The organism is Variovorax sp. WDL1, assembly GCF_001541225.1.
Taxonomy (GTDB): domain Bacteria; phylum Pseudomonadota; class Gammaproteobacteria; order Burkholderiales; family Burkholderiaceae_C; genus Variovorax.
The window spans coordinates 25,819-38,352 of sequence record NZ_LMTS01000118.1 but is presented as its reverse complement, the minus strand read 5'-3'; the positions used below and the strand labels follow the sequence as shown (position 1 = coordinate 38,352).

The window sequence follows — 12,534 nt, the reverse complement described above, 5'->3', positions numbered from 1 at the left end:
GCGTCGATCGAAGCGACGCGAACCAGTTTTTTGTTCACGAACTCCTGGATGCCCATGCTGGAGAGCTCGCCGAGGTATGCAATACGCCGCTGATACATGATTTCATCTCCTTTGCTGCGCACTGCGCCGCAAATTTTTCGACTACATGTGGGGCATCGGCTTCATGGCCTCATCGCGTTTCATCATCTGCTCCATCATCATCTGCATCATGTCCATGCGCGTATCCGTCATTTCCTGGCGCTTCTTCATGTCGCCGTCTTGCATGCTCGCTTTCTTGTCGCCCATCGCCATTCCGCCGGGATCGCCTCCTCCCTTCATCGTCGGGCTACCCATGCCGCGCATCATCTTCATAGTTTCCTGCATGGTCTGCATGTGCTCCTGCATCAGCTTCTGACGATTCTTCGGATCGGTAGTGGTCCCGATTTTTTCCATCTGCTGCTGCATTTTTTCCATGTTCGCCTGCATCTGGGGCCCTTGTTTTTCCATGTCCATGCTCATCGCTGGCGTGGCGGGCGCGGGCTTTTCCTGGGCCGGTTTTCCCATGTCCATGTTCATTGCGGGTTTGGCGGGCGCGGGCTTTTCCTGCGCTGATGCGATGGGTGCTGACAAGGCGGCACAGGAGACGATTGCGGCAGCAAGTATTGCGGTTTTCATGGTGGTCTTTCAGCGTTCAATAAGTTCATGTTTCGAGAAGGAACCCCATTACTTGGACGAGGTCCACCGAGCATTTACTTGTAGGCGCAGTCCCTTTCATTGTCTGTACGCTACCGAACGGATGGCTTGTTGTTGGCCGAGGTCTCTGACGTAACCGGATGCACTACCCCTCCTTGGCGACCACCGAACCCGACGAACGGCTACGGGGGTATCTGCAAACACCCCAAGGCCGCCATGAACACCGCCGAAGGTCCGTGCAGTGCGTGGAAGCTATGCCTTGGACGACGTTCGTCCAGTTGTCCAGCGCGTCGGAGGAATCGTGGGATGTCCGCTGCCAAGTGCCGAGCACTCCACCGCATCTCATCGCCGTGCTTACCAGCGCCTCTTTGCACTTGACCGCGACACTGCGGCCCTTGAGGCTGAACCGGCCCTTTGCGCCCGTGCGCTTGAGGCCCGTGCCCTTATCGATCTCTTCGTGCATGGTCATCGGTTCCACATGGGCTCAGTTCAGTGGACTTTTTTCCAACCCAAGCCCTTGATGTCGTTCCAAACGGTTGTTTGGTGACATAGGAAGCACTGATTCACTTTGGCATTCGGTTGTTTCGCGAGCGGGGCCGACATCATCGAGAAGTGCATCATGTTGTGGCTCGGCGGCGGTTTATGACACTGTGCGCACTCGGTCGAGCGCGCCGACGGATGGAGAAATTCGGCGATAGTCCACTGGGTCGTCGCGTGGCATTGCACGCAATCGGTGCCGAAGAAACCCTGATGACGATCCTTGGTCGCGTGGCAGCTGACGCAATTGAGCATCGACTCGTCGGCACCGAGACGCGGATGGTTGAGGGGCAACGTAGGCTTATCCGGCTGCTTTACCTCGGCGTAAGGGGCGGCCGGCGGCGGCGTCTTCGCCTCTTGGCGCGGCAGCCGATTCAACAGGTTGGCCACCGCTTCAACGTCAGGGGCACTCGGTCCCACGTCCGGCCCGGCGGCTTTCATATCCCGGTGTCCAGTTCTGGCAAGCAGAGCATGATCCATGGTCGTTGGCATCCGCGCCGTTCCTTGGTGCTCCACATGACAGCCGATGCAAACCTGAACGTTCGCATGAAACACCGTGGGCTGACGTTGCAACAGCGCCGTATTGTCGGCGTGGCACGCGATGCAAAGCTTGGGCTCGACACCCTTCACTGGCGTGTGGCAGGCGGCACAGTTGTTTGAGAGAAATGTGTGCGACTGCGACAGCATCCCCGGCGCTACGGCTTGTTGCCACAAGGTGCGTGTTTTTGAGTCGCTCTTGGTCCAGTCAACGCTGACGCCAATCGCGACGATGGCTGTAAGCGCTGCGATGATGAGTTTTGCTTTGCTCATGCTATGAAAACCACCTTAACCCGTACTGGACGCCGGCCCCGATGTGCAGCGCGAGCAGCACATAGAGGATGACGGAGAGAACGATGTGCAGCTTCAGAGATCGGCCGAACCAGCGTTTGAAGAACTCGTGCATGCGGACCGAGTACTCCAGGTCCGCCACGGACTCGGCGATGCGGGTCACCTCGCCAGCGGGGCCAGCGGGTCGTACGTCGAGCCCGAGTGATGCCATCGCTGCCGTCAAGACTGGCGCCCTTGGAAGAACTCTCATTTCAGCGGGGGAGTTTTCGAGCTTCCACCAGGCATTGTCGAGATCTCCTCTGGCGGTCTGCAGCAGCGCCAACTTGTCTTTCATTTCATGGGCGACAAAGGTGAGCAGATAGCGAACTGCAAACCCGCTGAGGACGACGAGCAGCATCGTTGCCGTCAGCGTAGTTCCCAGCCAGCTGTCGAACTTGTGACCCGTGTGGATGATCGCGAGCAAAGGGCCGAGAAGGCCCGCATAGACGTGCAGGGTAAGCAACGTCTTCATCGATACGCGCGGTGTGATTCGAGCGTTGAGCCAGGAAATACGCTTTGCCATCGGGTAGGCGAGCGGGACGAGCATGAGCACGGCCCCCGCTATCCCGAATACCGCTCCGAGTCCGCTGCCCGGAAAGCGAGGCGAGCGGTGCAGGAAGAAGCCGAGCCAGGCTAGAAGCAACACGCTGAGCACACCGGTGACGACGATGCCTTCACGTTCAGGCCACTTCATGGCTACGCCTCCACAGTGACAGGGCCGGTGGGCTTTGCCTGGCATGCGAGAATCATGCCGTTGGCCTTGTCTTCAGGATCAAGCCCGTCCTCGACCGCCATCTCGACTTCGCCGGAAGTCATCTTCACCTTGCAGATGCCACAGGTGCCGACGCGGCATGAGAATTCGATCCCGATGTCGAGCTCTTCGGACAGCTCAAGAACGGTCTGATCAACATGAATTTTGGAGGACTTGTTGTTCTTCGAAAAGGTCACCAGCGGGCCGGTAGCAGGGGCAGTGGATTTGGCGGTGGTCCCCGCGGCGCCGGGGGTGGGCGCGGCTGAACCAAAACTTTCGGTCTTCACCTGGTCGGGTGGCACCTTCAGCTCAGTGAGGATCGCCTTGACCGCGTCCATCATCACGGGCGGCCCGCAAAGATGGATTCTTCGCGAAGCGATGTCAGGGACAGTCTGCGCGAGTAATTCCTTCGTGAGGCGTCCTCGTAGCCCTTGCCATTCCGTCCCTTCCGGGTGCTCCATTGCCACTGCGACGTGCAGCTTCTTGTTGACACGCTGAAGCTCAGCGACATCTCTTGCAAAAATGAAATCAACTGGGGCCCGGCACGCGTAGACAAGAAAGATGTCTCCGGGCCACGACCGCTCCGTAAGGTAGCGCGCGATGCTCATCATCGGCGTGATTCCCACACCGCCCGCGATGAGAACGACGCTGTCCGCTTCGGTTCCGGTAAAGGTGGACTTTCCGACGGGACCTCCTGCTTCGATCTGGTCGCCAACCTTGAGCACATCGTCGACATGACGCGAGACCGCGCCCCGTGGTTCGCGCTTCACGGTCAGGTCGACATGGTCGCGCTGCGTCGGGGAGGATGAGATGGTGTAGGAGCGGTTCATCCTCGCCCCACCCACCGAGAACGCAACATTGAGGAACTGACCGGGCGCAAAGATGAAAGGCATGGGGCCATCACCGGACACGGGCTGGAGACGCAAGGTTTTCACGCTTGGTGTTTCCGTGATGATGCTGCCGATGCGGAGTTGGCCTCGCCACTTCGCATTGGGAACTGACGCCACGTTAGCCTGTGGAGCTTCGATCGGCAACGCTGTTGCGGCCGCAGGCTTGGCTGCTGAAGCAGGGGCAGAAGGCTGCGACGGTGGGCCTACAGGCGGGGATGCTTTTCCCGTCGGCGGCGCGTCGCCAGCTGGTGGTGTCCCTCCAGTCGGCGTCGTCGTTCCAGCGGGCGGACCCGCTGGTGAAGACGGGTTGGGTGCTCCGCCGAGGGGGGGCGACGTTCCGGGGGGCGGCGCTCCCGGATTAGGCTCGATGCGCCCGAAGAGGGCAGCAGTTCGGCGCATCTTGAAGAAGTACATGGCGACCATCGCCAGCGCGAACGCGATGAGCAATGCCATCACAAAGAGATGCAATGGCAAGACGCCGAGAACTTTTCGTGAATCTTCACGCGCAATGGGAGACGCGAGGTTCGTCTCGCTCTTGAACCATTGCGAAGCGACATTCTGAGGCGGTGTTCCTTCCTGAAGAAGCTTGTGCACGGCGACGCCGCTGCCCACACGCCCGAGGCCGTCGCGCGACTGTTGCAGCGCGCTCTCGGCTGTGTCGTGATCGCCCGCTGCGATTGCAGTCGACAGGCGTTCCTGGGCCGTCTGCAAAAGCATCGTGCCTTCGTAAATGCGCTCCTCGGAGAGGCGGCGCACTTCGGCACGCTTTTCGGGCGTCAACGTGGGCAGACTCATCAGAAACGGGTAGATCTCTTTTCCCGCGCCACCCCCGCAGCAGCCTTCGCTGCCCATCATCCCTTCCATCATTTTCTGCATGCCCCCCATCATTCCCTGCTTGGCGTCCGGCTGGGCCGACATCGCAGGGGGAGCCTGCGCAGGCGCGGAGGCGCCTGCCATGGGGGCGCCGGCACTTGCAGCGGACGGGGATGGATCGGGATTGGACGGCTGCGCTGCGCCGGGATGATGAGACTCGTGCTCGGTCTCTTTTGACTGAGCGGCAGCGGGCGAGTTACCGATCAGGAGGGAACCCATCAATGCCAGACAAGCAATTCGCTTGATCGGGCCGCTCAATCGGCCCGGCAGGCGCCTCGCAAAGAGTCGATGGACAGAAATAGATGACATCGCGTCGAGAAGCTTATATCCGCTTCAAAAGAACTCAAGCGCTGAAACCCCGTGTGCCTCGGTAAGAGTTCTGCATCACTCCATCTTCATCGGCGCGGGCATCGCGGGCGTCTGTGCGGGCTTGCCGGTAGCGGGCGATGGCCCACTTGGCTTGGTGCCGAGCAGTGCTTTTTGCTGGTCAGAGGTAAGCACCTTTGCCGCCTCGCCGACCGCCCTGATGAAGGCGACGCGTTGATCGCCGCGAAGCTTCTCTATGGCTCGAACCTTCGCTTCGATCTTGGCGGCGTCCGGTGTATCGGCCGCCGTCAGCATCCAGAGCTCCTGTTCTGCGTCCTCGAGCCGACGATCCGAGCTCGTCCGATCCAGCAGAGTTTTTTCCTTGATCCGGTTCAGAGCGGTCTGCTGCTCTGTCGAGAGGGTGATGTGCTGAGGATGATCGAGAAAGAAACCGGTCGCGCCAACGTGGTACAGGTGGGAGGCACCAGGAAACCCGGGCAGACTTGCAGAGGGTGCCATATTGCCCATGCCGCGCCGCGCCGGCATGGATCCACGCATGCGACCCATCATGTCTGAACTTGACGGAGCGGCCATAGGGTCTTGCATACTGCCGGAAGAGTTGGTGCTGGGCATAGGGCCATCCGAAGGCATGTTGCCCTTCATCATTCCATCGCCCATCCCACCCTTTTTCTCCATCTTGTCCATGTCATCCATCATTGCAAGACGGAAGCCGGAAGGTAAAGCTTTAGGTGAACGCAGGCCGCTCCACGCCCCATCATCATTTGGATTCGCCGCTTGGGCCGTAGGTGATCTAGCCCATAGCGGGAACGAAATGGTGAGCGCAATGGTGACCGCCGTTGCGGCGGCAACCAGGCTCGTCTTCGAATATTTGCTCGACATTTTTAGCACCTTTTCGGTTAGACGGTGAAGCCCACTTCTGCTTGCCTAGCTCTCGAATTCAAGGCGGCTTTCGGCCCTACGAGTGTGGAGGCGTCGCTATTCGACGCAGCATGCACGATTTAGGGTTGGTTCTTGTGAAACTGCGCGTGGTTGTGCGACGGCTTTTTCTTGACCTTTTCACCGGAAGCGGATGCGGAGTTGCCAGGGCCGCACGGCGCTCCCGTAGCCTTCGAACCGCTGCTGATCCCGAAACCCTGTGCGTCAACGTGGTTGTGACGCTTCATTGGCGCTTTGCCGCAACCGCTTGGAACAGTCGCCGAGTTCGCCGGTGTCGGCATTGTTGCGGCCGGTTGCTGCGCATACGCGGGAATCGCCGCGATCGTGATGGCGATTGCAGATGAGACATAAAGTAGTTGCTTCATGGTATCCGGGAAGAGTTGGTGGAACAAGGGATGAAACATGTAGCCGGCCTGGTGGTTCAGCGGCGAAATCAGTCATGAATGCATCTTGGGGCGCACCTAACGCACGGCCTTTGATACAGATCAAGTTCGAAGCATCATTGCGCCCCTTCCTCATCGAGATCTATGGCGGCAGACGAGATGCCCTATCATCAACCTAGGTGCGGCACACAGGTCAAGCGCTGGCGTGGCGCGGCAGCGCTGGGTGTTCCAGCGCCTCGTCGAGTTAGGGCAAATGGGCAAATTGACTTCGCGGAATGTGGGAACGCTTCGCGGCGCGCCCGTTCAGCCTCGACGCCCGGCGATGCAACGGCGCTCCCACTGCACCTTCTTGGTCGGTATACAAACCTCGGGCAGGAAGTCCCTGCATGGGGGTCTGGGGGTCTGGTAAGCGTGGCAGCGTCGATCTTGTCACTTGCCGATCTTGACCTCGGCCCAGGCGGTGGCACGTACCTGCAGCGGGGTTGGGATTACAACGCCGCGTACCATCGGCACCAGTAACCGCTCGACAGCCGCCGTGTCGCAGTCGCCGGTTGCCTTCGCGCGGGCCAACTTACCGCTGCGCTCATGATCCTCGGCTCCGCTTGACGGCAACGAGTCGCATGCCCACTGAAGGACAACCCCGGACTCGGTCCTTCGATCACCTCGATCCAGCTGACTCAAACTTGTTGCACAATAACGATACACCTATTCGCTGACGACCGCCGCTAGAACTCAGTCCAATCCGCTGAGGTCCCCACCGTCCTCCGTCAGTTCGCCGTCCTCGCAAGTTGCCGATGGATCCCGGCAATATGGAGATTCTCATTGGCTGCTTGCTCGTAGGTTCGGGCTAGGTTCTCGCAGTGCCGAGCCAATGTCTCGTGTACTTCTACACCGCTTGCAGGAGTTCTGTTCCTGCGGTACGTGATCGCATAGCCAAAATGCCGCTTGGCCGTGGCTGCATCGATGGCCGCTTGCCGCTCGTACTCGGCTGCGATGGCTCCATGATCCAGTTCGCTGACCGTCCTCTCCGACCGGGCTGGCCTAAGCGCCGAATCTTCCGGCGGGCGCGAAGCACATCCGGCCGCAATCAATAAGGTTCCGGCAGATGCGGCCATGGCAAGTCCTCGTAGCAACGCGATTCGCTTAGTCATCATGATTTCCTTTGAAGTTCTTGATTGAACGTGCGGCCGAAGGGGTGGCGGATCCTTCAATCGCCGAAAAAAAATGAACGATGCGCCAACTGTCGTACAAGCGCTGGAAGGAACATTGACAAATATCAATCGACAGCGATGTTGAAGGGCTGTAGCTTCCTTCGCCGCTCAGCACACCTGAATAATCCTTGCGTTCCGGTTGTATCCACGGCTGATGAGGAACGCCGCAATCACGGCCCCGGCGTCGCTGGAGAATGCGGGTGGCGCCGGCAGCCATATGGCAGGACAGCTCCGACAGAGCCTTCAGCACCGGACTGTTTTTTGACCGGCAGCCTTAGCTCCAAGCTCAGGCACGAGCGCGCACGCCGAGCGGCCCGCACGCGCGTCGCTCGGACGGCCCACGTTCGCAAGCGACCGCGCTCTGCTCGCGTCGCTTGCGAGGTCGCCATGTTTTGTTGATCTCCTTTCGCCCCTCGATGTCTGGATCGCACTGCCAGCAGCGTCGTCAGCCGCGCGATCTCGGTCTCAAGAGTGCGAAGGCGCTTGGCCTCGGTCGGCGCGAGATCACCAAAGTGCGCTAGGCGTAGATGGTCTGCTCGCTGAGCTTGTGCTTCTTTGGCCGTTTCGGAACATCGTGTGCTCAGCCTCACGCGGCAAGACAACCAGGCTGCTCTTCGGCAAATCTTGTCCCATAAGCTCGTGTCTTCGAAGAGCCATCTCCCGAAATCCACTAGCTCGACGAGTCGGGCAGGTAAGCCATCATGCGATCTTCATCATGTCTTTCGCCATCGGCCAAGCCACGACGAATTCACTCTCTAACTTTCGCAGGCCCGCCGCCCGCCTTCTAACTTGGCTCCATGCCCCGTTGCGTCGGCCTGGGGCGGCCAGGTCAATTCCGCTGACGAAGTCGGACGACCGTAAGATTCGATCCGGTTTTTTCTAGTTCGAAGGCGACCTTGTCGCCCTCCTTGAATTTGCCCAAAGTCTGGTTGTTCTTGAGTTTGAATTCATGCGTTGCTGACGGCATCTTGAGTTTGTCGATGGTTTCGTGTTCCAGAGTAATTTTCTTTCCCTGCGCATCGATGCTCGTGATCACGCCGATGCCGGAGGTGCGGACGACCCCGTGCTGGCGGCCTGGATCGTCGTGGCGTTGAGCGAGCGCGTCGGTCGCGAGGATAGTGCTGAGGGAAAATATGGCCGCAGCCAGGACTGTTGACTTCATTTTGGCTCCTAGTAAACGATTGCACCATGGGACGGCGTCTGAACAAGCAAGAAATAGGCCGTCTCCGTCGGAAAAATGCGCCTTGCGCCTGATGCCATGAATACCTTTCGCGAAGTGATGGAGTGGGTGGGGCTGGGATTCGATGCTACTGGTGTTTTGGTAATTGCGGGAGGTGTCCTGATCGCTGCAGGGCGGCTGGCCGCAGGGGCTTCAGGTACAAAAGCGATGGGTGTCCGGCGCTTCCGGCAGGACTTCGGCGGCGCGATCGTGCTCGGCCTGGAATTTCTGGTGGCCGGTGACATCATCCGTACTGTTGTCGTTGCGCCGACCCTCGAAAACGTTGCCGTGCTGGCGATCATCGTCCTAATTCGCACTGTACTGAGCATGGCCTTGCAGGTCGAGATAGAAGGCCGCTGGCCGTGGCAGCGTCATGATGCCGACGCTCGGGGCCATACCCAGTCACAGCCCTCGACCACAGTCGATACCGACGTGGCGGGTCAGCGCGCACGCATCAAGCGCGATAGGAACTAAGTGAACTCAAAGAGCACGACAAGTGATGAAGAAGAATCCTGAACCCTTCATTGATGGCATTGAGGTTCCGAGGCGCGTACCGGCCTTGCACGCTGAGCGCAGGCGCCGGCAGTTGCTGGTTCTGCTGCCCCTTTTTGCGCTACCGGCCGCGTGGGCGAGATCCCAGACGAACGGCGGGTTTGTCGAAGTATGGAAGAGCCCGACGTGCGGGTGTTGCGAGGACTGGGTTGCCCACCTCGAGTCCAACGGCTTCAAGATGCGCACCCATGACGCGGGCAACACGGATGCTCGACAACGCCTCGAGATGCCACCGCGGTATGGCGCGTGCCACAGTGCCAGCATCGCCGGCTATGCGATCGAAGGCCATGTGCCGGCGCGGGAGATTCGACGCTTGCTCAACGAGAGGCCGGTCGCCATTGGACTGGCCGTACAGGCGATGCCCATCGGCTCGCGCGGCATGGACGGGCTCGCCTATGGCCCGCGCAAAGACGCCTATGAAGTGGTGCTCGTGGCCAAGAACGGCAGCGCCAGCACCTACCAACGTTACTGAACGAAGAAGTCACGCCGTGAAAACAGTCAACAATTTTGCCGTCTCGGCCCTTGCGGCGTTTGCGGCAGCCCTTGCTGCCAACGTGCAGGCCCAGGGGAGCACGGGGCAAGAATAGCCAAGGAAAACAGGAAGATTACCCCCAAGCATGGCAATTCAAGAACCTCGACATGCCCTGCATGACAATGCTGTTTCAAGTCAAGGATCCGGCCATGCTCCACATGGTGAAACTCGGCGACAAAGTGAAGTTCAAAGCCGAAAAGATTGGCGGCGCCATCGCTGTGACCGAGATTCAACTCGCCAAGTGAGCTTGGCCTCGATGCACGCACGGCCCTGACAAGTACCTGCCGCCGCGACGTCGAACTTGTGGGCGCCCGGAACCGCCCGGCCGATCGGCCCTCGCTTTTGTAACTGGTGCAATGTACTTTCGTTTTCCGATCCGCAGTCCGAGATGGTCGTCCGTCACCCACCAGGCTGCCGTGTGGCTGTTGCTGTCGATGGCTGGCGGTTGCGCCAGCGTGGGGCAGGACGTGCCTCGAGTGCCGTCTTATGCAATCGGCAACGGCGAGCAAACCACGCTCGGCCGGGCATTCGCGGAACAAGCCGCCCAACATCCCGCCTTGTCCGGTTTCCAGGTCGTGACGTCGGGTCATACCGCTTTTGTCGCCCGAACTGCTTTGGCTGACGCGGCTGAACGCACGCTCGACCTGCAGTACTACAGCGTAGGCGATGACCTGACGACCGACCTGCTGCTGCTTCGCATCGTCGCCGCCGCCGACCGGGGCGTCCGGGTGAGGATTCTGCTTGACGACATCAATGCGCGGGCGCGCTTCTTCGCGCGCCGCGCGATCGCCGCACACCCCGCGATCCAGGTGCGCCTGTTCAACCCCTTCTTTTCGGGCGGCACCTCGAGCCTCGCACGTCTGGGCGAATTCGTCTTCGATGGAGAGCGGCTGAATCGCCGCATGCACAACAAGCTCTGGGCGGCGGACAACGCGGCCGCGGTGGTCGGCAGCCGCAACCTAGGAGACGAGTACTTCGACGCGAACGTTGCGTCCAACTTTGCTGATGTGGACCTGCTGGCCGCCGGGCCGATCGTGAAAGAGTTATCGCACGCCTTCGATGCCTACTGGAACAGCGCGGCCGCCATTCCCATGGAGGCGTTTGCCGAACGCCCGGATGCCGCCGAAGGCGTGCGCGTGCGGCAGTCATTGCGCACGCGCGCCGCGAATTGCCACGGTCTTGCGCCTTGCGACTGGCTGGCGCAAGACAGCCTGCTTGACGCCCTGCGATCCGCGAGCGTTCAGCTCTCATGGGGGCGTGCCCAATTGACCTACGACCAGCCCGACCAAGGAAAGATTGGCGTGGCTTCCGGAATAGAGCACGGTTCGATTGACGACCGTGAAGGTGGCTCTCGCACCGCGGCCGAACTGCTGATCATGTCGCCATATTTTGTGCCGAGCGAGGATGGACTGCGCCACTTGGAGGAGATGCGCGAGCGCGGCGTACGCGTAGCCGTCTTGACCAACTCGCTGGCCTCCACAGATTCGCCGGCAGCGCACGCAGGTTACGCGCGTCATCGGATGGCACTGCTGCGCAAGGGGGTGGAGTTGTTCGAAATGCGTCCACGGCCGGATGTCCGGCACCGCTTGCCGCATCGTTGGGGGCGTGCGTCGGCCGCCAGCCTTCACGCGAAAGTTATCGTGCAGGATCGTGTGCGCGCCCTCGTTGGCTCGCTGAATCAGGATCCACGCTCACGATTACATAACACGGAGGCTTGGATCACTGTCGACAGTGTCGAGCTGGCGGGCGAATTGGCGGCGTTGTTCGACGAAGGATCCGATCCTCATCATGCCTTCAAGGTCGACCGAAGCGAAGCTGGCGGCGAAGCAGCGCTCGAGTGGAGTGCTGAGGAGCGTGGGAAGATCGTGACGCACGATGTTGAACCCATGACAGACTTGGGGCTGCGGCTTTGGCGTGGCATTCTGGGTGTACTGATCCCCGAGCACATGCTTTGAAGCGCGCTGCGCAGCGTGCTTCAAAGCGGCCGCAGCCGCAATGATGGTGCGACAGCCTGAGCAGCGCGGGCGAGCTCCCAAGGCTGGTCCGAGCTTCGCTTCGTCGATCCTGAAATGAAAATTGAACACTCGACCTCCCGTATTGGCTGGGTCGAGCTCGACCGTGCCGCCGAGCTGGATCGTGCGCTTCTGAACTCGCTGTTGTCGTGCGCACTTGCAGACTTCAAGAGGAAGTTCGGTGGCAAGGCTCGGAGGCGAAACTGCTCCTTGTGATCCATGGCAGAATAGCAATGGACGGAGCAGCTTCCAGTCGTGTCTCTTTGGCTTGATTTAGATCAAACCATCGAAGACCGCATACTCCTATCCTTTGTTCAGCGTTGGTAATCGAGCCGGATAAGGACCAAGGCCCGACGCTAACCGACCTGTAACCACTTTTATCCGGAAACATTCCTTTTGGAGATTGTCATGAAATTGAATCACATCACACTTGCGGCAGCTCTTGCGGCCGTACTCGCCGGTCCGGCTGCATTTGCTCAGAATCCGGGTGCCACGCAGCCGGAAGCGCAGATGTCTGGCAACCCCAAAGCCGAGGCGGCAGCCGAAAACAAGCACAAGGCTAAGCCCCATGGCATCGACAATAGAGCAAAGCAGCCAGAGGCTCAGAAAAGCGGAAGTCCCAAAGCTGAAGCCGCTGCGGAACGCACACACAAAGCCATGTCCCATGGCAAGGTCAACGACGCCGCGGACAAGCGCCTTGAGAAGGACCACCCCAACCACTGAGCGCGAAGCAGCAAGGTCACCGAATCCTTGGTGCTTTCCACCTTGCCTT

Annotated in this window: 14 protein-coding genes; 5 read left to right on the top strand and 9 right to left on the bottom strand. The window is 60.0% G+C overall.

Annotation, left to right across the window (positions count from 1 at the left end):
* Positions 1-141: 141 nt before the first annotated feature.
* The 9 genes from APY03_RS16510 to APY03_RS16485 all read right to left on the bottom strand — a co-directional run bounded on the left by APY03_RS16510 (position 142) and on the right by APY03_RS16485 (position 8,609).
* A complete protein-coding gene (locus APY03_RS16510; RefSeq protein ID WP_068678268.1) occupies positions 142-654 on the bottom strand; it encodes a hypothetical protein in 513 nt (170 codons plus the stop codon).
* A 507-nt stretch (positions 655-1,161) separates the two neighbouring features.
* Entirely contained in the window at positions 1,162-2,019 is an 858-nt protein-coding gene (locus APY03_RS16505; protein ID WP_068678267.1) for a cytochrome c3 family protein, read from the bottom strand.
* A gap of 1 nt (position 2,020) precedes the next feature.
* Positions 2,021-2,770 carry a hypothetical protein gene (locus APY03_RS16500; protein WP_068678266.1) on the bottom strand — a complete coding sequence of 250 codons (750 nt, stop codon included), beginning with the start codon at positions 2,768-2,770 and terminating at the stop codon, positions 2,021-2,023.
* A 2-nt stretch (positions 2,771-2,772) separates the two neighbouring features.
* The gene (locus tag APY03_RS45365; protein ID WP_146039437.1) at positions 2,773-4,848 is read right to left on the bottom strand and encodes a 2Fe-2S iron-sulfur cluster-binding protein; all 2,076 of its coding nucleotides are present in this window, start codon (positions 4,846-4,848) and stop codon (positions 2,773-2,775) included.
* A 126-nt stretch (positions 4,849-4,974) separates the two neighbouring features.
* Positions 4,975-5,796: a Spy/CpxP family protein refolding chaperone gene (locus APY03_RS16490; RefSeq protein WP_083944412.1), complete on the bottom strand. Its 822-nt coding sequence runs from the start codon at positions 5,794-5,796 to the stop codon at positions 4,975-4,977.
* Between the two features lie 119 nt (positions 5,797-5,915).
* Positions 5,916-6,218 (bottom strand): hypothetical protein, encoded by a 303-nt coding sequence (locus tag APY03_RS41565; RefSeq protein ID WP_146039438.1) that lies wholly within the window; start codon positions 6,216-6,218, stop codon positions 5,916-5,918.
* A gap of 785 nt (positions 6,219-7,003) precedes the next feature.
* A complete protein-coding gene (locus APY03_RS41560; RefSeq protein WP_146039439.1) occupies positions 7,004-7,387 on the bottom strand; it encodes a hypothetical protein in 384 nt (127 codons plus the stop codon).
* The gene (locus APY03_RS41555; RefSeq protein ID WP_146039440.1) at positions 7,380-7,697 is read right to left on the bottom strand and encodes a hypothetical protein; all 318 of its coding nucleotides are present in this window, start codon (positions 7,695-7,697) and stop codon (positions 7,380-7,382) included. The genes APY03_RS41560 and APY03_RS41555 overlap by 8 nt, the downstream gene beginning before the upstream one ends.
* A 579-nt stretch (positions 7,698-8,276) precedes the next feature.
* On the bottom strand, positions 8,277-8,609 hold the full coding sequence (locus tag APY03_RS16485; RefSeq protein WP_068678264.1) for a copper-binding protein: 333 nt from the start codon (positions 8,607-8,609) through the stop codon (positions 8,277-8,279).
* 96 nt (positions 8,610-8,705) lie between these two features.
* On the opposite strand from APY03_RS16485, the gene APY03_RS40275 reads away from it, so the two are divergent.
* The 5 genes from APY03_RS40275 (at position 8,706) to APY03_RS16460 (ending at position 12,485) form a co-directional block, all read left to right on the top strand.
* Positions 8,706-9,140 (top strand): DUF1622 domain-containing protein, encoded by a 435-nt coding sequence (locus APY03_RS40275; RefSeq protein ID WP_083944419.1) that lies wholly within the window; start codon positions 8,706-8,708, stop codon positions 9,138-9,140.
* Between the two features lie 25 nt (positions 9,141-9,165).
* Complete coding sequence (locus tag APY03_RS16475) at positions 9,166-9,690, top strand: DUF411 domain-containing protein (RefSeq protein ID WP_083944411.1); 525 nt, start codon at positions 9,166-9,168, stop codon at positions 9,688-9,690.
* A gap of 176 nt (positions 9,691-9,866) precedes the next feature.
* Complete coding sequence (locus tag APY03_RS16470; RefSeq protein WP_232324297.1) at positions 9,867-9,995, top strand: copper-binding protein; 129 nt, start codon at positions 9,867-9,869, stop codon at positions 9,993-9,995.
* Positions 9,996-10,106: 111 nt separating this feature from the next.
* On the top strand, positions 10,107-11,705 hold the full coding sequence (locus APY03_RS16465; protein ID WP_068678263.1) for a phospholipase D family protein: 1,599 nt from the start codon (positions 10,107-10,109) through the stop codon (positions 11,703-11,705).
* A 465-nt stretch (positions 11,706-12,170) separates the two neighbouring features.
* A complete protein-coding gene (locus APY03_RS16460) occupies positions 12,171-12,485 on the top strand; it encodes a hypothetical protein (protein ID WP_146039441.1) in 315 nt (104 codons plus the stop codon).
* Positions 12,486-12,534: the final 49 nt, after the last annotated feature.